At 71.0% G+C, this 18090-nt stretch carries 21 protein-coding genes and 6 tRNA genes; 18 read left to right on the forward strand and 9 right to left on the reverse strand.

All coding sequences use genetic code 11. The features are described 5' to 3' along the window. Positions 1-94 precede the first annotated feature (94 nt). Together cobA and ABZ725_RS40700 are read left to right on the forward strand one after the other, a co-directional pair. Positions 95-1327, forward strand: a complete 1233-nt coding sequence (cobA, locus tag ABZ725_RS40695; protein WP_358807415.1) for a uroporphyrinogen-III C-methyltransferase — start codon at positions 95-97, stop codon at positions 1325-1327. Positions 1328-1390: 63 nt separating this feature from the next. Next, a complete protein-coding gene (locus ABZ725_RS40700; protein WP_358807416.1) occupies positions 1391-2209 on the forward strand; it encodes an RNA methyltransferase in 819 nt (272 codons plus the stop codon). On the opposite strand, the gene ABZ725_RS40705 is transcribed toward ABZ725_RS40700, so the two are convergent. Then, complete coding sequence (locus ABZ725_RS40705) at positions 2206-3561, reverse strand: protein kinase (RefSeq protein WP_358807534.1); 1356 nt, start codon at positions 3559-3561, stop codon at positions 2206-2208. The two genes, ABZ725_RS40700 and ABZ725_RS40705, sit on opposite strands and share 4 nt — an antisense overlap. A gap of 196 nt (positions 3562-3757) precedes the next feature. Here ABZ725_RS40705 and ABZ725_RS40710 point away from each other — a divergent pair, with 196 nt between their 5' ends. From ABZ725_RS40710 to ABZ725_RS40725, 4 genes are all read left to right on the forward strand, one after another. Further along, a complete protein-coding gene (locus ABZ725_RS40710) occupies positions 3758-4033 on the forward strand; it encodes a hypothetical protein (RefSeq protein WP_351907959.1) in 276 nt (91 codons plus the stop codon). Between the two features lie 197 nt (positions 4034-4230). Continuing rightward, positions 4231-4425 carry a hypothetical protein gene (locus ABZ725_RS40715; protein ID WP_351907957.1) on the forward strand — a complete coding sequence of 65 codons (195 nt, stop codon included), beginning with the start codon at positions 4231-4233 and terminating at the stop codon, positions 4423-4425. A 202-nt stretch (positions 4426-4627) separates the two neighbouring features. Continuing rightward, complete coding sequence (locus ABZ725_RS40720; protein WP_358807417.1) at positions 4628-5563, forward strand: aminoglycoside phosphotransferase family protein; 936 nt, start codon at positions 4628-4630, stop codon at positions 5561-5563. 81 nt (positions 5564-5644) lie between these two features. Continuing rightward, complete coding sequence (locus tag ABZ725_RS40725; RefSeq protein WP_358807418.1) at positions 5645-5938, forward strand: zf-TFIIB domain-containing protein; 294 nt, start codon at positions 5645-5647, stop codon at positions 5936-5938. A gap of 66 nt (positions 5939-6004) precedes the next feature. Here the strand turns inward: ABZ725_RS40725 and ABZ725_RS40730 are convergent. From ABZ725_RS40730 to ABZ725_RS40750, 5 genes are all read right to left on the reverse strand, one after another. After that, positions 6005-6076, reverse strand: a tRNA-Val gene (locus ABZ725_RS40730). A gap of 22 nt (positions 6077-6098) precedes the next feature. Then, positions 6099-6170: transfer RNA gene (locus tag ABZ725_RS40735), tRNA-Val, on the reverse strand. 23 nt (positions 6171-6193) lie between these two features. Further along, positions 6194-6265, reverse strand: a tRNA-Val gene (locus ABZ725_RS40740). 1 nt (position 6266) lies between these two features. Continuing rightward, positions 6267-6340: transfer RNA gene (locus tag ABZ725_RS40745), tRNA-Cys, on the reverse strand. Between the two features lie 39 nt (positions 6341-6379). Next, positions 6380-6452, reverse strand: a tRNA-Gly gene (locus ABZ725_RS40750). Between the two features lie 191 nt (positions 6453-6643). Between ABZ725_RS40750 and ABZ725_RS40755 the strand changes: the two genes are divergently transcribed. The 3 genes from ABZ725_RS40755 to ABZ725_RS40765 all read left to right on the forward strand — a co-directional run bounded on the left by ABZ725_RS40755 (position 6644) and on the right by ABZ725_RS40765 (position 9429). Next, the gene (locus tag ABZ725_RS40755; RefSeq protein ID WP_358807419.1) at positions 6644-7714 is read left to right on the forward strand and encodes a chorismate-binding protein; all 1071 of its coding nucleotides are present in this window, start codon (positions 6644-6646) and stop codon (positions 7712-7714) included. Next, positions 7711-8532: an aminodeoxychorismate lyase gene (locus ABZ725_RS40760; RefSeq protein ID WP_358807420.1), complete on the forward strand. Its 822-nt coding sequence runs from the start codon at positions 7711-7713 to the stop codon at positions 8530-8532. The genes ABZ725_RS40755 and ABZ725_RS40760 overlap by 4 nt, the downstream gene beginning before the upstream one ends. 72 nt (positions 8533-8604) lie before the next feature. Next, a complete protein-coding gene (locus ABZ725_RS40765) occupies positions 8605-9429 on the forward strand; it encodes a GNAT family N-acetyltransferase (RefSeq protein ID WP_358807421.1) in 825 nt (274 codons plus the stop codon). 25 nt (positions 9430-9454) lie between these two features. Here the strand turns inward: ABZ725_RS40765 and ABZ725_RS40770 are convergent, their stop codons facing one another. Beyond that, entirely contained in the window at positions 9455-9982 is a 528-nt protein-coding gene (locus ABZ725_RS40770) for a DsbA family protein (protein ID WP_358807422.1), read from the reverse strand. Between the two features lie 264 nt (positions 9983-10246). Here ABZ725_RS40770 and ABZ725_RS40775 point away from each other — a divergent pair, with 264 nt between their 5' ends. Then, positions 10247-10693 (forward strand): hypothetical protein, encoded by a 447-nt coding sequence (locus ABZ725_RS40775; RefSeq protein WP_358807423.1) that lies wholly within the window; start codon positions 10247-10249, stop codon positions 10691-10693. 143 nt (positions 10694-10836) lie between these two features. After that, positions 10837-11040: a hypothetical protein gene (locus ABZ725_RS40780; RefSeq protein ID WP_093774321.1), complete on the forward strand. Its 204-nt coding sequence runs from the start codon at positions 10837-10839 to the stop codon at positions 11038-11040. Positions 11041-11449: 409 nt separating this feature from the next. Here ABZ725_RS40780 and ABZ725_RS40785 read toward each other — a convergent pair whose 3' ends face one another. Then, on the reverse strand, positions 11450-12010 hold the full coding sequence (locus ABZ725_RS40785; RefSeq protein ID WP_358807424.1) for a CGNR zinc finger domain-containing protein: 561 nt from the start codon (positions 12008-12010) through the stop codon (positions 11450-11452). Between the two features lie 328 nt (positions 12011-12338). After that, positions 12339-12752, reverse strand: coding sequence for an SsgA family sporulation/cell division regulator (locus ABZ725_RS40790; RefSeq protein WP_004002642.1), 414 nt, complete (start codon positions 12750-12752; stop codon positions 12339-12341). 191 nt (positions 12753-12943) lie between these two features. Between ABZ725_RS40790 and ABZ725_RS40795 the strand changes: the two genes are divergently transcribed. The 7 genes from ABZ725_RS40795 (at position 12944) to ABZ725_RS40825 (ending at position 18050) form a co-directional block, all read left to right on the forward strand. After that, complete coding sequence (locus ABZ725_RS40795; protein ID WP_358807425.1) at positions 12944-13405, forward strand: TIGR02611 family protein; 462 nt, start codon at positions 12944-12946, stop codon at positions 13403-13405. 78 nt (positions 13406-13483) lie between these two features. Beyond that, a tRNA-Val gene (locus ABZ725_RS40800) sits at positions 13484-13555 on the forward strand. Between the two features lie 141 nt (positions 13556-13696). Then, entirely contained in the window at positions 13697-13828 is a 132-nt protein-coding gene (locus ABZ725_RS40805; protein ID WP_358807426.1) for a hypothetical protein, read from the forward strand. Between the two features lie 409 nt (positions 13829-14237). Beyond that, on the forward strand, positions 14238-15527 hold the full coding sequence (locus tag ABZ725_RS40810; protein ID WP_358807427.1) for an extracellular solute-binding protein: 1290 nt from the start codon (positions 14238-14240) through the stop codon (positions 15525-15527). Further along, on the forward strand, positions 15527-16525 hold the full coding sequence (locus ABZ725_RS40815; protein WP_358807428.1) for a sugar ABC transporter permease: 999 nt from the start codon (positions 15527-15529) through the stop codon (positions 16523-16525). The genes ABZ725_RS40810 and ABZ725_RS40815 overlap by 1 nt, the downstream gene beginning before the upstream one ends. After that, complete coding sequence (locus ABZ725_RS40820) at positions 16525-17433, forward strand: carbohydrate ABC transporter permease (protein WP_358807429.1); 909 nt, start codon at positions 16525-16527, stop codon at positions 17431-17433. Before ABZ725_RS40815 ends, ABZ725_RS40820 begins: the two co-directional genes overlap by 1 nt. Before the next feature lie 5 nt (positions 17434-17438). Continuing rightward, positions 17439-18050 carry a hypothetical protein gene (locus tag ABZ725_RS40825; protein ID WP_358807430.1) on the forward strand — a complete coding sequence of 204 codons (612 nt, stop codon included), beginning with the start codon at positions 17439-17441 and terminating at the stop codon, positions 18048-18050. The last annotated feature ends 40 nt before the right edge of the window (positions 18051-18090 follow it).

Consider the following 18090-nt stretch of genomic DNA (forward strand, 5'->3'; position numbering starts at 1 on the left):
CCGCCGTACGCTGAAGTCACCTCTAAAATCCGCACGTCAGGGCCGCTCCAGAGCCGCAGCGCCCACCCTCTGCCCGTTCGAGGAGCCGCACCTCATGGCCGAACACCCCGCCTACCCCGTAGGCCTCCGCCTCACCGGCCGCAGGGTCGTCGTCCTCGGCGGCGGCCAGGTCGCCCAGCGCCGCCTCCCCGCGCTGATCGCAGCAGGCGCGGACATCCACCTGGTGTCCCCCGAGGCCACCCCCTCCGTCGAGGCGATGGCGGACGCGGGCGAGATCGCCTGGTCGAGGCGCCCCTACGCCGACGGCGACCTCGCGGACGCCTGGTACGCCCTGATCGCCACCGGCGACACGGAGGCCAACGTCCGGGCCTCGGCCGAGGCCGAACGCCACCGCGTCTGGTGCGTCCGCTCCGACGACGCCGACGCGGCCACCGCCTGGACCCCGGCGACCGGCCACAGCGAGGGCGTCACGGTCGCCGTCCTCACCACCGACGCCCGCGGCCGCGACCCCCGCCACACCGCGGCCATCCGCGACGCGGTCGTCGAGGGCCTGCGCGACGGCACCCTCGTCGCCCCCCACCACCGCACCCGGACCCCCGGCGTCGCGCTGGTCGGCGGCGGCCCCGGCGACCCCGACCTGATCACGGTCCGCGGCCGCCGCCTCCTCGCCGAGGCGGACGTCGTCATCGCCGACCGGCTCGGCCCGCGCGACCTCCTCGCCGAACTCCCGCCGCACGTCGAGGTGATCGACGCGGCGAAGATCCCCTACGGCCGTTACATGGCGCAGGAGGCCATCAACAACGCGCTGATCGAGCACGCCAAGCAGGGCAAGTCGGTCGTCCGGCTCAAGGGCGGCGACCCGTATGTGTTCGGCCGTGGCATGGAGGAGCTCCAGGCGCTCGCCGAGGCCGGCATCGCCTGCACGGTCGTCCCGGGCATCTCCAGCTCGATCTCGGTGCCGGGCGCGGCCGGCATCCCGGTCACCCACCGGGGCGTCGCCCATGAGTTCACCGTGGTCAGCGGTCATGTCGCCCCCGACGACGAGCGTTCCCTGGTCGACTGGCCCTCGCTCGCGAAGCTCACCGGCACGCTGGTGATCCTGATGGGCGTCGACAAGATCGGGAAGATCGCCGAGACGCTCGTCGCGCACGGCAAGTCGCCCGACACCCCGGTCGCGCTCGTCCAGGAGGGCACGACGGCCGCCCAGCGCCGGGTCGACGCGACGCTCGCGACGGTCGCCGAGACGGTCCGCGACCAGGAGGTCAGGCCGCCGGCGGTCATCGTCGTCGGCGCAGTCGTCGCCGTCGGCCCGCGGGCGTCCGAGTAACCGCGGGTAACACAACCGTTCCGAGCCGTTGGCACCACACCCAGGACAAGGCAGTATCACCCTGTGGCCGATCTCATCACCGTTGAGGACCCCGACGACCCGCGCCTGCGCGACTACACCGGCCTGACCGACGTCGAGCTGCGCCGCAAGCGCGAGCCCGCCGAGGGCCTGTTCATCGCGGAGGGCGAGAAGGTCATCCGACGGGCCAAGGACGCCGGGTACGAGATGCGCTCGATGCTGCTCTCCGCCAAGTGGGTCGACGTCATGCGCGACGTCATCGACGAGCTCCCGGCACCGGTCTACGCCGTCAGCCCGGAGCTCGCCGAACGCGTCACCGGCTACCACGTCCACCGCGGCGCACTGGCCTCCATGCAGCGCAAGCCGCTGCCGACCGCCGCCGAACTCCTGCAGACCGCCCGCCGGGTCGTCGTCATGGAGTCGGTCAACGACCACACCAACATCGGCGCGATCTTCCGCTCGGCGGCCGCCCTCGGCATGGACGCCGTCCTGCTCTCCCCGGACTGCGCCGACCCCCTCTACCGCCGCAGCGTGAAGGTCTCGATGGGCGCGGTCTTCTCGGTCCCGTACGCCCGACTGGACACCTGGCCGAAGAGCCTCGACTCGGTCCGCGAGGCCGGACTCACCCTCCTCGCCCTCACCCCGGACGAGAAGGCCCGCAGCCTCGACGAGGCGGCCCCGCACCGGATGGACCGCGTGGCCCTCATGCTCGGAGCCGAGGGCGACGGCCTCTCCACCCAGGCGCTGGTCGCCGCCGACGAATGGGTCCGCATCCCGATGTCCCACGGCGTCGACTCCCTCAACGTGGGAGCCGCGGCCGCGGTCGCCTTCTACGCAGTGGCGACGGGCCGCCCACAGCCCTAACCGGGGCCTGGCCGGCCCTCCGGCCGTACGGGCTGCTGCTCGTGCCGGACGACCTGGCTGTCCCCGCCCAGTCCGCGCGCCGGGCCCTCACAGCCCTGGACGACGGCGATGCCGAGCGCGACGAACAGCGTCACGACGACGAAGACGAACAGCCGCTGCCGCAGCAGCCGCGGGTTGGCGGGCCGCCGTCCGGTCCCCGTGGTTCTCGGCCCCGGACGGCCACCGCGGGGCGCCGGCCGGCTGCCGGTGCCGGGACGGGTGTTGCGGGTACCGGGCGCCGGCCGGGCCCCGGACCGCGACGACGAGGCACTGCCGCCACGGGAGGCGCTCGCCCCGCGCGCGGGCGCCCCGCCCCGGGAGGGGACCGGACCGCGCGAGGACGGCACCCCGTTCCGCGGCGGCGGGGTGCCCGGTCCGTCCGGCCGGCGCATGGTGCGCTCCGGGTAACCGGTTTCGGAGAGCCGCCCCGTGGGGCGATCGGCCTCCGCCGCCCGCGGGACCGGGGGCCGCGGGTCCGCCAGCCCCTGGGCCTCGCGGGTCGCGATCTCCTTCAGCCGCAGGGAGAGATCGAGCGTGCTGGGCCGCTCCTCGGGGTCCTTCGCCAGACAGGCCCGCACCAGCGGCGCCAGCGCGTCCGGCACCCCGTGCAACTGCGGCTCCTCGTGCACCACCCGGTACAGCATCACCTCGGAACTGCCGTGTCCGAAGGGCGAGTCGGAGGTCGAGGCGTAGGCGAGCGTGGCACCGAGCGAGAACACGTCGGTGGCCGGGGTGACCAGAGCCCCCCGCACCTGCTCCGGCGCGAGGAACCCGGGGGAGCCGACCGCCGTGCCGACATGCGTCAGCGTGGAGGCGCCCGTCGCCCAGGCGATGCCGAAGTCGATGATCCGCGGGCCCTTGGGGGAGAGCAGGATGTTGGACGGCTTCAGGTCCCGGTGCACGACCCCGGCCTCGTGGACGGCGACGAGCCCCTCCGACAGCGCGGCCCCGATCGAGGCGAGCTCGGCGGCCCCGAGCGGCCCGTCGTCGTTGACCTTGTCGTGCAGCGAGGGACCGGGCACGTACTGCGTGGCGAACCACGGCCGGTCGGCGTCCAGATCCGCCGCGACCAGCCGCGCCGTGCACCCGCCCCGGATCCGCCGGGCGGCCGACACCTCGCGCGCGAACCGCGACCGGAACTCCTGGTCCTCCGCCAGATCGGGCCGGATCACCTTCAGCGCGACCCGCTGCCCCTTCTTGTCGGACCCCAGATAGACGACGCCCATCCCGCCCGCGCCGAGCCGTCGGTGAAGCCTGAACGAGCCGACGACGCGCGGGTCCTCGCGCCTCAGGCGCATCATCGCCATGTTCATCCCCGCTGCCCGGTCCGTGTGACGTGGCACAGCTTACGTTTCCACGGCCGTTCGCGCGCAGAGGCCGCGCCCTCTCGTACCGATCGATTGTCAGTGCCCGGTGGGAGACTTGAAGGGTGGTCAGGAGGCCTGCGAACAGGCGTGCTTTGGCGGCTTTGTGACCTCAACCACCTGTCACAGAAGGGGGATTGAACCCGTGAAGGGTGACCGCGTGGAGATAGTCGTCGACGCCGGCGACACGACCCGCACCTACGAGGTGACGGCGAGCAGAGCAGGCCGCCGAGTGGAGTCGGCGGTACGGAGAGGGGTGGTGGAAGTGAGCGAAGTCACCAGAACCGGCACGCCGGTCCGTACGGCCCGTTTCATGGCGAACAGGGTCCTCGCCCTGGTCGAGCACCCCGTCCCTCGCGAGGACAGCTCGGAGAAACCGGCCCGGACCGGACACCCCTTCCGGGAAGACCCCGAGACCTAGGACTTCGTCTCCACCCAGGGGAGTACTCCGCAGGTCATGGCTCATCCTCCGGGAGGCCCGGCAATCGGTACGAGGGCATGACGTCCCGCGCCCGCCGCACGCCTAGATTTGAGGTCAAGCGGCGGGTGCAGCACTCGTCCCCCGAGGTCAGACACCCGCCGCTGCCAACGACAACTGATCAGGTCAGGAGAGGGACCATGGCCCTTACGGCACCGCGGACGACGATCCGCACGCAGGGACGCACCACGTACTCCCGCCGCACGGGCCGCCGCCACCCCCTGGTGGCGACCCTGATGGCCCTTCCCCTGGCGGTCCTGCTCCTCGTCGTCTTCGACGGCTGGGAGACAGTGGCCACACAGGCGTCGTCCGTGGGAGTGATGCTGGGGCGCTGAGCGGCGACCCCAGGCCCGGAAGAGCGGTCCGGGCGGGGACATCCACCCATGAAACCCCGTGGGGACGGGGGTGCGGCGGACGGCAAAAAATGCAGGCGCAGCTGGGGAGCTGCGCCTGCATTGCTTTTCCCCGGCGGACGACTCCGGCGACCCCCTGCGTACCCTCGCGAGGAGACCCGCACGCCGCCGCCCAGGGAGCCCCGTGACCGCACACCCCCTGCTCACCGAGCTCACCTTCCGCGCCAGAGCCCAGGCCCATGAATCCACCGCGACCTGCTCCTGCGGCGCGGCCACCCTCGCGGACCGCCCCGACGCCACCGTCGTCCGGCACGCCGACACCGTCGCGAAGGCCCACGCCCCCGACACCGACCCGGCCGACCTCGCCCCGCGCCTGGTCACCGCCGTCCGCCTCCCCGAAGTCCTCCTGCCGCCGCTCACACCGGCGCCGACCCGGCTGCACGGCCGTCTGGTGACCTTCTGGCCGTACGGCGCCCCGGTGGACCCGGACGACCCGGACGCGGCCCCCTGGGAAGCCGCGGCCACCCTGCTCGCCCGTCTCCACCGCACCCCCGCCCCGACCGCGCTCCCCCCGATGCGCGGCCCCGCCAAGGCCGCCCACGCCGTGGCCCGGCTCCGCGCCGCCGGCTCGCACCCCGCCGTCGCGCCCGTCCTGAGCGCCTGGCGCGCACTCCCCGCCTGGGCCCGTGCCGAGGCCCCCATGCCCGACGTCGTCACGCTCTGCCACGGCGACCTCCACCTCGGCCAGCTCGTCCGCCATCCCGCCCCCGACGGCCCCTGGCGGCTGATCGACGTCGACGATCTCGGCGTCGGCGTGCCGGCCTGGGACCTCGCCCGCCCCGCCGCCTGGTACGCCTGCGGTCTGCTCCCGCCCGAGGAGTGGACCCGCTTCCTGGCCGCCTACCGGGCCGCGGGCGGCCCCGCCGTCCCCCAGGCCGGCGACCCCTGGCCCGCCCTGGACGTCCCGGCGCGCGCACTCACCGTGCAGGGAGCGGCACGTGCTGTCACCAAGTCGGTCGCGGAGGACCGGTCGTTGGACGAGGTCGAGCAGTGCCTGGTCGACGCCTGTGCCCGAATGGGTTCTGTCCCCCCGCAGTTCGCGGCAAGCTTCGCGAAGTAGGGTGCAACCGACCGCAGCCGGACAGTGTCTGTCCTGGCGGTACGCGAAACAGCACCGACCGGCGAGGAGTTGAGCCGAACCATGCAGTGCCCGAAGTGTCACGCTCCGATGCACACCTACAACCGCAACGGCGTCCAGATTGAGCAGTGCAGCAACTGCCGTGGGATATTCCTCGACTACGGCGAGCTGGAGGCGCTGACCCGCCTGGAGGGCCAGTGGAGCCAGCAGGCGCCGCCGCCCCCGGCCGCCCCGCAGGCGTACCCGGCCGCCCCGGTCGCTCCCGCCTGGGGCGCCCCGCACGGCGGGCACCACGGGGGCCACCACGGCAGCCACCACCGCAACAAGAGCTTCGGCCGCATGCTGTTCTCCAGCTGACCGGACAGTCTGGCCGGGCAACGGAAGAGCCCCCGACCGCGAAGGCGGCCGGGGGCTCTCGGCGTGTGGACGATACTGGGATTGAACCAGTGACCTCTTCCGTGTCAGGGAAGCGCTCTCCCGCTGAGCTAATCGTCCGGGAGGGGTGATGCGTGCTGCGTGCGCGATACTGGGATTGAACCAGTGACCTCTTCCGTGTCAGGGAAGCGCTCTCCCGCTGAGCTAATCGCGCGGGGACCCGATGAACCGGATCAGTGGACGATACTGGGATTGAACCAGTGACCTCTTCCGTGTCAGGGAAGCGCTCTCCCGCTGAGCTAATCGTCCTTGGAGGTGGAGACGGGATTTGAACCCGTGTAGACGGCTTTGCAGGCCGTTGCCTCGCCTCTCGGCCACTCCACCAGGAGTGCGGGGGTTCGGGAAGATCCCCCACTTCCTGCGAGCGGACGACCAGGTTCGAACTGGCGACCTCAACCTTGGCAAGGTTGCGCTCTACCAACTGAGCTACGTCCGCTTGTCGGTTCCGCTCGGCTTGCGCGTCGCGGCGACGTGTTGAACTCTAGCGGATTCCCGGGCCAGCACAAAAACGCGTTTGTGCAGCGTGCTGCGCTGCGTCCGCTCGCGGAGCTGGTCAGGCCCCCCTGGCCGGGACATTGCGGGACATGCCCCCGTCACCCCCGGGACACCCGCCATAGACTCGACAACGTGCCCGACCTCCCACCTCTCGCCCGTTTCGGCGCCCGCGTCGCCACCGGCCTCCTCGATGTGACCAGCGATCCCGCGGCCCTCGACGGCACCGGTTTCTGGGCCGTCTGCGCCGACTTCGAGGGCCGCCTGGTGTGCGCCCGCTTCGCCGACGTACGCGAGGAGCCCGTGCCCGCTCCGGTGCCGGGGGCATGGCGGGGGCCGGCGGCCGGTGACTGGACGTCGTCCCTCGACCGCGCCGCGTACACGGCGGGTGTCCGCCGCATCCGCGAGCACATCGCGGCCGGCGAGGTGTATCAGGCCAATCTCTGCCGCGTGCTGACCGCACCCGTGGCGGCCGACGCCGACGTGGACGCGCTGACCGCCCTGCTGGCCCGGGGCAACCCGGCACCCTTCGCAGGAACGATTCGCCTCCCGGCTCACGGCATAGAGACGGCCACCGCTTCCCCCGAACTCTTCCTGCGCCGCGAGGGGCGGATCGTCGAGTCCGGGCCCATCAAGGGCACCGGACGCACGGAGGCGGACCTCCTCGACAAGGACTACGCCGAGAACGTGATGATCGTGGACCTCGTCCGCAACGATCTCGGGCGGGTCTGCGCCACCGGCAGCGTGAGCGTCCCCGACCTCTGCGCCGTCGAGAAGCACCCGGGCCTGGTCCACCTCGTCTCCACGGTCCGCGGCGAACTTCCCGACGGCGCCGGCTGGCCGGAACTGCTCGACGCCGCCTTCCCGCCCGGCTCGGTCACCGGCGCCCCCAAGTCCAGCGCCCTGCGGATCATCGAGGCCCTGGAGACGGCGCCGCGCGGCCCGTACTGCGGAGGCATCGGCTGGGTCGACGCCGACCGGGGCACGGGCGAGCTGGCCGTCGGCATACGCACCTTCTGGATCGACCGCGCCGACACCGGCGCCGCCGTGCTGCGCTTCGGCACCGGCGCCGGCATCACCTGGGGCTCCGACCCCGAGGCCGAGTGGGCGGAGACCGAGCTGAAGGCCTCCCGACTGCTCGCGGTAGCGTCGGGAGCGTACGAAGTCACGGCCCCGTACAGGGCCGAGGGAGAGGGACTGACGTGAAGATCTGGCTCGACGGCGGGCTGCAGGACACCGAGTCCGCCCGTGTCTCCGTCTTCGACCACGGACTCACCGTGGGCGACGGCATCTTCGAGACGGTGAAGGCGACGGACGGCCGCACGTTCGCGCTCACCCGCCATCTCGACCGGCTGACCCGCTCCGCGCGCGGCCTCGGCCTGCCCGACCCCGACCAGGACGAGGTCCGCCGCGCCTGCGCCGCCGTCCTCGAGGCCAACCCGATGCCGCTCGGCCGCCTGCGCATCACCTACACCGGAGGCCACGGCCCCCTCGGCTCCGACCGCGGCGAGCACGGGCCCACCCTCGTCGTCGCCCTCGGCGAGACCACCCGGCGCGCCGACTCCACGGCCGTCGTCACGGTCCCCTGGACCCGCAACGAACGCGGCGCGCTCACCGGTCTGAAGACGACCTCGTACGCCGAGAACGTCGTCGCCCTGGCCCGCGCCCACGAGCACGGCGCCAGCGAGGCGCTGTTCGGCAACACGGTGGGGCAGCTCTGCGAGGGCACCGGCTCGAACGTGTTCGTCGTCCTGGACGGCGAGATCCACACCCCGCCGCTGGCCTCCGGCTGCCTCGCAGGCATCACGCGCGAGCTGGTCGTCGAGTGGACCGGCGCCCGGGAGACCGACCTGCCGCTGGACGTGCTGGAGCGGGCCGACGAGGTCTTCCTCACCTCCACCCTGCGCGACGTCCAGGCCGTCCACCGGGTCGACGACCGCGAACTCCCGGGCACACCCGGGCCGGTGACCGCCAAGGCGATGCGGATCTTCGCCGAGCGGGCCGGGAACGATCTGGACCCGTAGTACCAGGGGATCATTGCCGAGAGCCCGGGAAAACAGGCTGACTTCGGCCCGTACGGCGGGTAGAAAGCCCTGATGACCACGACCCTGCGGCCTACCGAGCCGCTTCAGCGTGCCGCCGACGGAGCCCTGTCCCGCCACTACCGCGTGTGCGTGAACAGTCGCCCCGTCGGCGCGGTCCGCCTCTCCACCGATCCCGTCCTCGGGCCCGCCTTCGCCCACCTCGACGAGCTGCACATCGAGGAGCCGGACCGCGGCCGGGGCCGGGGCACGGTGGCCGCGCTCGCCGCCGAGGAGGTGGCCCGGGGCTGGGGCTGCAAGCAGATCGAGATCAGGGTGCCGGGCCGGGCCGACCCGGCCCTGCGGCTCGCCACGGCCCTCGGCTACGTCCACCGCAACCGCGGGATGGAGAAGCAGCTCGGCACCGAGCCCCCCGCGCTGCCCGAGGGCAGCCGGGGCCGCTCCATGACGGAGGCCGAGTTCGGCCCGTGGAAAGAGGTCCACCTCGCGGGATACGCCCAGGTCTGGATCGAACGCGGCGTCCCTGAGGCGAGCGCCTGGGACAAATCCCGGGAGGACCACGCGCGCTTGCTCCCCCAGGGCCTGACGACGGACGACACGCTGATCAGCGTCCTCGAACACGAGGGCGTTCCGGTCGGCACCCTGTGGCTCGCCCTCAGGGGCGATATCGGGTTCGTCTACAACGTCGAGACCCACGACGAGCAGCGCGGCCGGGGTCACGGCCGCTCCCTGATGCTGCTGGCGGAGGCCCAGACGATGGCCGCGGGCAGACAGGTGCTGGGCCTGAACGTCTTCGCGGGCAACACGCCTGCCGAGCGGCTCTACGAGTCACTGGGGTACGTGCCGGTGGGCTACTCGATGTACAAGAACCTGCTCTGAGCCCAGGTCTGCGGAGCCCGTCGGTTCACCGCTGCTCGGCCAGCAGCCGGTCGGCGATCTCCTCGACGCGCTCGCGCAGCCCCTCCTGGCTCTTGCCGCCGTCGAGGCGCTCGCCGCCGATGACGTAGGTCGGGGTGCCGGTGACGCCGATCGCCTTGCCCTCGGCCTGGTCGGCGTCCACGATCAGGATGTGCCGGCCGTCGATCAGGGCGGTGTCGAACTCCTCGGCGTCGAGCCCGAGTTCGCCGGCGATCTCGACCAGGAAGGGTTCTCCCTTACGGTCCAGCTCCTCGACCCGGCCCAGCACGGCCTCGACGTACGGCCATCCCTTGCCCTGCTCCAGGGCCTCCTCGGCGGCCTGCGCGGCGGCGAAGGCGTGGCTGTGCTTCTCCAGCGGGAAGTGCCGCAGCCGCAGCTCCAGCCGGTCGCCGTAGCGCTCACGCAGGGCGCGCAGGTCGTGCAGGGCACCACGGCAGTCCGGGCACTGCAGCTCGCACCAGACGTCGAGGACGACGGCGGGACGGGTGGGGGAGGAGGGGGACGAGTCGCTCATGACGTCAGTCTTCCAGTCTCCGCCCGACCGCCCCAATCCGGACGGCGCCGACCGCATGCCGGGGAGGTCTCGGGCGACCCCGAGGGACGCGTTCGTGCGGCACCTGCGGAGGAGCCGACCCGGAGATGTCCCTGATGTCCGCCCGGAGCATGGCCCGCGAGCGGTGTGCAGGTGCAGGATGGAAGGGACGAAGCGCGCGCCTGACGGCTGTGGCGCCGAGTCGGTCGGAATCCTGCCCGAGACAGCCACGCCTGGAGGAACCGGATGATTGCCGAGACCGTCTGTTCCGCCGTCGCCGCGGCGGGCCTGGGCATCGCGGTGGTCACGGCCTACCGCAAGCGCTTCCTGGCGGCCGCCCGCATCGCGGCCTACGCCCTCGTGCCGCTCGGCCTCGTGATGACCGGCGTCGTCGAATGGCTCGCCGACACCGCGTTCAGTCCCACGGCCTGGGCGGGCTTCGTCGTGCTCGGCGGGGCCTGGGCCCTCTTCGCCGGCACCCGCGCCGTGGAGCGTCGCCGCGGCGGCACCCGCAGAGAACGCAAGGCCGCGGCCCGCGCGGCACGGTCCGAAGCAGTGGCCCCGGCCGCCTCGGCGCCCTCCCTGGGGCAGGCGTCCCGGCCGGCGTCCCGCCCCGCGGCGGCGCCCCGGGCGACCGGCGGCTCCGAAGACTTCAGCGACATCGAGGCCATCCTCAAGAAGCACGGGATATGAGACGCGGCTCGTGAGGCGTGGTGGGTGACGCGGGCCGGGTGAGGCGGCCTGGGATTGAAACGACACAGTCGGCCTGCCCGTGTGCGGAAGTGATCACGGCCTGAAACCGACGTCACGGAATCCGGCGAACACCCGCTCATTCCGTGCGTGTTGATCGCGCGAGGGGTGTCACCTGCGTCATCATCGCCCGCGAGATGCTGGACACGACACAGAGCGACGCCGCGCCGCCCAAGGACGAGCCGCGTGGATGCCTCTTCGCCCTTTCCCAGCCACCGCTGATGATCTTCCTTGCGGTGATCGGGTGTCTGCTGCTCATGGCTTCACTGCATGATCTGCTGCTGCTATGAGCCTTACCCGCGGTCCCCGGCGTCACCCGCCGGGGCCGCGCCGGCATCGAGAAGCCCGAGAGGCTCCGAGGACCCAGAGAACGGGGGTGGGGTGGGCCGAGGTGTGAGCCGGCGGGGGCGAGCGAGACCTGCGTGCGGGACACGCCCCTGAGCCCGCGCCCCTCGCGGGCCACGGTGGGCCCAGGCGAGTTGCACCGGGGGGAGGAATCGAGGGAGACGAGCGAAACAGACGGCACCGGGCTGAATCGATCGGATCGAGCGGCCCCGAGGGAGGCGGCCGGACGGAACCGAGCGGACCCGGTGGAGGCCTAGCTCAACCCATGGGGTCGAGCGGCCCCGATGCCGGCCGAGGGGCACAGGTGCGCGCCGGGGGAGCCGAGCGGAGACCTGCCGGGACGGGGCGTCGCCCTCAGCCCGCGGCCTCCTTGCGGCGTGCTCGGTAGGCGGCCACGTGCAGGCGGTTGCCGCAGGTGCGGCTGTCGCAGTACCGGCGGGACCGGTTGCGGGAGAGGTCGACGAAGGCGCGTCGGCAGTCCGGGGCCTCACAGCGCCGCAGCCGCTCCTCCTCCCCGGCGACCACGAAGAACGCCAGCGCCATCCCGCAGTCGGCCGCCAGGTGGTCGGCGACGGACGCGCCGGGCGCGAAGTAGTGCACATGCCAGTCGTAGCCGTCGTGATCGGTGAGGCGCGGGGTCGTGCCCGCGGCGGCGACCAGCTCGTTGATCAGAGCGGCGGCGGTCCTGGGATCCGACGCCGCGAAGATCCTGGCGAACCGCCCACGGACCTTGCGCACCGCGGACAGGTCGAACTCGGACAGCACACCGACGTCACTGAATTCGTGCTTTCGTACGAAGTCCGCGAGGGCGGCGACATCCGGCAGCGCGTCCGGAGTCGTGTCGTCCTCCGGTGCGGTGTTCACCAGATCCACCACGGCATCGAGCGCACACCGGGTGTCGTGGGTGATCAGCACATTTCGCTCCCTGGCCTGGGGGTCGGGCGGGCGCCCTCCGATGCTGGCCGATGGTAGCCGCACCGGGCGGTCGAACCTTGTCCGATCGTGCCCCGGATTCCATGGGCGGGGGAAGCCGGAACGCCGGGGAAGCCCGGCTCGCACGGCGCTGGACGCGCCATGGAAGGGGCCCACACGTACGCCGACACCGCCCCATGGGTTCCCGTGGCGCGCCGACGCCGTGCCACGGGAACCCATGGCACGGCGTCGGCGCATCCCTATTCGGTTGTCGTGACCCGAGCCGTCTCCCCGAGTGGACGGCGCCGGGCGGCTCGGTGTGAGCCTCGCCCTAGCTTTCCGCCAGGATGTGCGAGAGCTCTTGATCGAGATCGAAGTGCCGGTGTTCCGTGCCCGGGGGCACGGCTGCGTCCGTTCGCTTCAGGAAGGACTCCAGGGCCCGCGCAGGGGCCTCGAGCAGAGCTTCCCCCTCCGGGGAGCTCAGGGCGATGCAGACGACGCCCTGACCGTGGCTGCGCGACGGCCAGACACGGACGTCGCCGGTGCCCGTCGGCCGGTGCAGGCCTTCGGCGAGGAGGTCGCGGGCGAACACCCACTCGACGGTCTCTTCGGCTCCGGTGTGGAAGGTGGCGTGCACGGCGTAGGGGTCGGCCGTGTCGTACCGCAGGCCTGCGGGGACAGGCAGGGAGGACTCGCTCGACACAACGAGGCGCAGGTGCAGCTCGCAGCTGACCGTGGTGTTCATAAGCGCCAGGGCCTTTCGCTCAGTGTGCGCTCGGGGATTCGCACGTCGGCGAAATCGACATGCCACCTACGGTGCCGTTGTAAACCCCTCTGAGTGTTTTGCGTGCCTTTACGTAACTCTTCCGGCCGAGGGTGCGTTCGCGAAGTACCACCATTCCGGTGACCGGAATCTCTCGGGTAGGGTTTGGCTGTATGAATACGGGGAGTGACGAGGTCGGCGAGGCGGCAGTGGCGGCGGACGGGTCGAGGCCGGGTGGCGCGGCGGAGGAGCAGCAGGGCCAGGGGCTCGGCTCCAGAGCGCCCGAATTCGTCAAGGCGCGCCGTGCGCTGCACCTGAGCTGGCAGGTCGGCGTCTTCGTGATCGGCCTCGCCGTGGTGGGCGCCGGCATCGTCATGCTGCCGCTGCCCGGTCCGGGCTGGGTCGTGATCTTCGGAGGCATGGCGATCTGGGCGACCGAGTTCGTCTGGGCCCAGCTGGCGCTCCGCTGGACCAAGCGCAAGGTCACCGAGGCGGCCCAGCGGGCCCTCGACCCGAAGGTGCGGCGTCGCAACATCATCCTGACCTCGATCGGCCTGGTGATCATCGGCGTTCTCATGGGTGTCTACCTGTGGAAGTTCGGCCTCGAGATGCCCTGGAACATCAAGGACCAGTGATCCGCCGCGGCGGCGCGGGGAGCGGTCGCCCGTGGTCACAGCCACCCCCTGACATGGGGTAATGTTCTTCCTGCGTCCGGGCGATTAGCTCAGTGGGAGAGCGCTTCGTTCACACCGAAGAGGTCACTGGTTCGAACCCAGTATCGCCCACCCCGAAACGTCGGCCCGTCTGCGAAACCGCAGACGGGCCGACGTCGTTCATGCGACCGCCGCGAGCTCGATCCCCGATGCCTGCGGCACGCGGCGGACTCGGCCTCCGATGCCTGCGGCACGCGACGAGCTCAGTCTCCGATGTCTCGACACGCGACGGGCCTGGCCCCCGATGCCTGCGGCACGAGACGGGCCCGGCCCCCGATGCCTGCGGCACGCTACAAGCTCAGCCCGGGCATCGCCGTGATCGTCAAGATCGTCACCCCGCGGTGACCGTCCGCAGTCGTCCCCGCCCCGCCCTGTATCACCCGCGCCCGCACCCCTGCGCCTCCGCATCCGGCCATGCCGTGCCGTCATGTCGTCAACTCCCCTCCCTCCTCGCGCCGTTCGTCCCACCCGCCCCGCATCCCCCGTCCGTGCAGGCGGATTTCAGTCGTCCCGCTCAGCCGCTCACCACCTGATCCTCCGTTCGATGATCCGAACGCACGCCTCTCACCAGGGAGTTCGTGACATCGCAAGCCTCAAGCCTCTGCCGCGCACCCCCGTCGCCGCACTGTTGCCTCACAAGAAATTCCTGTCCGAATCATTGACGCTCCCTCAAGCCCCTCGTACCTTGTGCCAGCAAGCGCTTTCTTGAAACGATTCATGCAAGCGGCAACGACGCTGCGGGGAGGGCCCGACTGTGGGAACCAGCAGGAATGTTGAGAGGCGTACGGTTCTGAAGGCCGCGGGGGCCACGGCGGTCACGCTGGGCTTGGCGGCGACCACCGGATGCGGGGGCGACAGCGGTACCTCGTCGGACGGGACGGTGACGATCCGTTACGCGTGGTGGGGTTCCGAGGACCGCGCGGAGCGCATCAACAAGACCATCGCGCTCTTCGAGAAGAAGTATCCGAAGATCAAGGTGAAAACGGACTTTCAGCCCTACCTCGACTTCTGGAAGAAGTTCAACACCCAGGCTTCCGGCGGCAATCCGCCGGACGTGTTCCAGAATGCCATTGGATTCCTGCGGAAATACGACGCGAAGAACGTGCTGCTGGATCTCGGCGAGCAGGTCAAGGCGGGCAACCTCTCCACGGACGGCTTCCGGGCCGACCTCGCGAAGTTCGGTGAGGTGGACGGCAAACTCCTCGGAGTCCCGGTCGGTTCCAACTCGATGGCGTTGGTGATCGACAAGCCTGTCTACACCAAAGCGGGCGTCAAGCCGGAGCAGGGCTGGACCTGGGACGACTTCCACGCGGCGATGGCCAAGATCCGTGACAAGACCGGGCGCGCCGGCGACAGCGGCATGTACGGCGTCATGTACCTCTACGACCTCTATCTGCGCCAGAACGGCAAGGCGTTCTTCAAGGCGGACGGACTCGGCTTCACCGAGGCCGATCTGACGGACTGGTGGACGAAGGCCGAGCAGGGCGTCCAGGACGGCATCTACGCCGACGCCAAGAAGGTCGCCCAGGTCAAGCCCAAGTCGGCCGTCTCCGCGGAACTCGCCGCCGGTGAGTTCACCTGGGACAACTTCACCGTCCGCTACACCTCCGAAGGCAAGAGCGAGTACGGACTCGCTCCCATCCCGACCACGGACGGCAAGAAGACCGGCCAGTACCTCGGCTCCCTCATGCTCAGCGCCTCCAAGCGGACGCAGCACCCCAAGGAGGTCGCCCAGTTCATCGACTTCATGGTGCACGAACCCGAGGTCGCCAAGATCATGGGCTATGACCGTGGGGTGCCCGCGACGCAGGCCCAGTTCGACGCGTTCAAGCCGACCGACGAGGTCAACAAGTCGATCGCCGCGTACGAGGAGTCCCTCGTCGCCTCGGGCGTCCTGGAGCCCATCACCCCGCACCCGAACGGTGCGGACATCTGCGAGTCGGCCTTCCTGCGGATCGCCGAGGAGCTCGCCCTGGGCACGCGCTCGGTGGACGAGGCCGTCAAGCAGTTCTTCACCGAGTCGAAGACGGCTCTCGCCGGCTGATGGGAACCGCCGTGACACACGCCCCTGCGATGGAGGGCCTGGCCAAGGACTCCGAGCCGCGGCACGGTCCGGTGAACTCCCCGCGCCCCGCCGAACTCAAGCGGCGGGGCCGTCGGGAGAACCTGGCCGGCTATCTCTTCATGTCTCCGTGGATCGCCGGTTTCCTGCTGCTCACAGCGGGCCCGATGATCGCCTCGCTCTACTTCGCGTTCACCGACTACAACCTGTTCGACGCGCCCAGGTGGATCGGTCTCGACAACTTCTCCGAGATGTTCAACGATCCGCGCTGGCGTCACTCGGTGCAGGTGACGATGTGGTACGTCGTCGTCGGGACGCCGCTCAAGCTGCTCGCGGCCCTCGGTGTGGCGCTGCTGCTGGCCCAGAAGCGGCGCGGGCAGGCCTTCTACCGGGCCGCCTTCTATGCGCCGTCGCTGATCGGGGCGAGTGTCTCGGTCGCCATCGTCTGGAAGGCGATCTTCTCGGACGACGCGATCGTCGACCGTACGCAGAAGCTCTTCGGGATCGACGTCGGCGGCTGGACCGGCGACCCGGAGATGATCATCTACAGCCTTGTGGCGCTCACCGTCTGGCAGTTCGGCGCGCCCATGGTCATCTTCCTGGCCGGCCTCAAGCAGGTCCCCCGGGAGCTGTACGAGGCGGCCGAGGTCGACGGGGCCGGCAAGCTGCGGCGGTTCTGGAACATCACGCTGCCGATGATTTCCCCCGTCCTCTTCTTCAACGTCCTGCTGGAGACGATCCACTCCTTCCAGATCTTCAGCTCGGCGTACATCGTCGGCGGCGGCGCCGGCGGCAACGCCTGCGGGCCCGCGGACGGCTCGATGGTCTATACCTGCTACCTCTATGTCCAGGGCTTCGAGAACAGCCGGATGGGTCTGGCGTCCGCCATGGCCTGGATGCTGCTCATCGCGGTCGCCCTGGTGACGGCGGTGCTGTTCTGGTCCCAGAAGCGCTGGGTGCACTACGAGGAGGGCGCCTGATGAGCGCACAGGCCACCGAGATCGCCCCGGCCCCGGCCCCGTCCATGAAGTCCACGAAGGGCGGCGCGTTCCGGCGCCGGCTGCCCGGATCGCTCGCCTGGCACATCGGCTCCCTCGCGATCCTCGCCGTGATCCTCTATCCGGTGGTCTGGGTCATCGGCGGCTCCTTCAAGAAGAGCGAGGACATCGTCGGCAGCCTGGATCTCTTCCCGGGCTCCCCGATCACCTCGAACTACACCCGGCTGTCCGAGGGCATCGCGGACATCTCGATCTCCACGTTCTTCCTCAACTCGCTCACGCTCGCGGTCGGTTCCGTGATCGGGATCCTGCTCTCCTGCTCGCTGACGGCGTACGCCTTCGCGCGGATCAGGTTCGTGGGCCGCAATCTGCTCTTCACGCTGATGATCGGCACGCTCCTGCTGCCGTACCACGTGCTGCTGATCCCGCAGTACGTGCTGTTCCGCAACATGGGCATGATCAATTCGTACACCCCGCTGCTGCTCGGGAAGTACCTGGCGACGGAGGCGTTCTTCGTCTTCCTGATGATGCAGTTCATGCGCAACCTGCCCAAGGAGCTCGACGAGGCGGCCCGGCTCGACGGCTGCGGGCATCTGCGCATCTACTGGTCGATCGTCCTCCCGCTGTGTCGTCCGGCCCTGATCACCAGCGCGATCTTCACCTTCATCAACTCCTGGAACGACTTCATGGGGCCGTTGATCTACCTCAACGAACCCGACAAGTACACGGTCTCCCTCGGTCTGAAGATGTTCGTGGACCAGGAGGGCGTGGCCGACTACGGCGGCATGATCGCCATGTCGCTGGTCGCGCTCCTGCCGGTGCTGGCCTTCTTCCTCGCCTTCCAGCGCTATCTGATCGACGGCATGGCGACGTCCGGACTGAAGGGCTGACCGGCATGTCCGAGGCGCGCGTGAAGGCCCGTGACCCCGCCCGCCGGGCGCGCAAGGAGTCCGTCGTGGCCGAGCGGTTCGGCGTGTTCGCCGAGTGTCTGCTCACCGGCGTGTGGATCGCCGTGGCCTCGCTCGGGGTGGTCACCTACCCGGCCGCCTTCGCGGCGGGGGCGCGCCACCTGCGCCGGCACACCGCCCACCAGGGCGGCGGCAGGCGGGAGTTCGTCCGCGACTTCCGGGCGGCCGTGCGCGGCGGCTGGCTCGCCGGGCTCGCCGGGTGGCTGGCGGCGGCCGCGGTCTGGGTCGACGTCCAGGCCGTGCGGGCCGGACTTCCCGGCGGGCCGCTGGTCGGCGCCGTCGGCGTGTTCGCGCTGATCGGGCTCGCGGTCGCCGGACTGCGGGCGGCGGCCGTATGGACGCCGGACGCCATCTGGCGGGACCTGCTCCGGCAGGCGGGCCGCCGGACGGTGCTCGACCCGGCCGGTTCCTTCCTCGTCGTCGGCGGGCTGGCCGTGGTGGCCCTGTCCGCCTGGTTCGTCGCGCCGCTGGCGGTTCCCGTCCTGGGGGCCGTCGTGGCCGCGGCCGTGGCCGTGGAGCAGCGGTACCGCAACCGCTGACCGGAACTGCCCCAGGGCCGGCGTCCGGGACGGGCGCCGC

Source organism: Streptomyces sp. NPDC006872, assembly GCF_040635845.1.
Classification (GTDB): Bacteria; Actinomycetota; Actinomycetes; order Streptomycetales; family Streptomycetaceae; genus Streptomyces.

What these genes read in the sequence shown, in the direction of transcription:
- cobA (WP_358807415.1), top strand. Translation starts at nt 95, where the DNA reads ATGGCCGAACACCCCGCCTACCCCGTAGGCCTCCGCCTCACCGGCCGC.
- ABZ725_RS40705 (WP_358807534.1), bottom strand. Translation starts at nt 3,561, where the DNA reads ATGAACATGGCGATGATGCGCCTGAGGCGCGAGGACCCGCGCGTCGTC.
- ABZ725_RS40715 (WP_351907957.1), top strand. Translation starts at nt 4,231, where the DNA reads ATGGCCCTTACGGCACCGCGGACGACGATCCGCACGCAGGGACGCACC.
- ABZ725_RS40725 (WP_358807418.1), top strand. Translation starts at nt 5,645, where the DNA reads ATGCAGTGCCCGAAGTGTCACGCTCCGATGCACACCTACAACCGCAAC.
- ABZ725_RS40765 (WP_358807421.1), top strand. Translation starts at nt 8,605, where the DNA reads ATGACCACGACCCTGCGGCCTACCGAGCCGCTTCAGCGTGCCGCCGAC.
- ABZ725_RS40770 (WP_358807422.1), bottom strand. Translation starts at nt 9,982, where the DNA reads ATGAGCGACTCGTCCCCCTCCTCCCCCACCCGTCCCGCCGTCGTCCTC.
- ABZ725_RS40775 (WP_358807423.1), top strand. Translation starts at nt 10,247, where the DNA reads ATGATTGCCGAGACCGTCTGTTCCGCCGTCGCCGCGGCGGGCCTGGGC.
- ABZ725_RS40790 (WP_004002642.1), bottom strand. Translation starts at nt 12,752, where the DNA reads ATGAACACCACGGTCAGCTGCGAGCTGCACCTGCGCCTCGTTGTGTCG.
- ABZ725_RS40795 (WP_358807425.1), top strand. Translation starts at nt 12,944, where the DNA reads ATGAATACGGGGAGTGACGAGGTCGGCGAGGCGGCAGTGGCGGCGGAC.
- ABZ725_RS40805 (WP_358807426.1), top strand. Translation starts at nt 13,697, where the DNA reads ATGTCTCGACACGCGACGGGCCTGGCCCCCGATGCCTGCGGCACGAGA.
- ABZ725_RS40815 (WP_358807428.1), top strand. Translation starts at nt 15,527, where the DNA reads ATGGGAACCGCCGTGACACACGCCCCTGCGATGGAGGGCCTGGCCAAG.
- ABZ725_RS40820 (WP_358807429.1), top strand. Translation starts at nt 16,525, where the DNA reads ATGAGCGCACAGGCCACCGAGATCGCCCCGGCCCCGGCCCCGTCCATG.
- ABZ725_RS40825 (WP_358807430.1), top strand. Translation starts at nt 17,439, where the DNA reads ATGTCCGAGGCGCGCGTGAAGGCCCGTGACCCCGCCCGCCGGGCGCGC.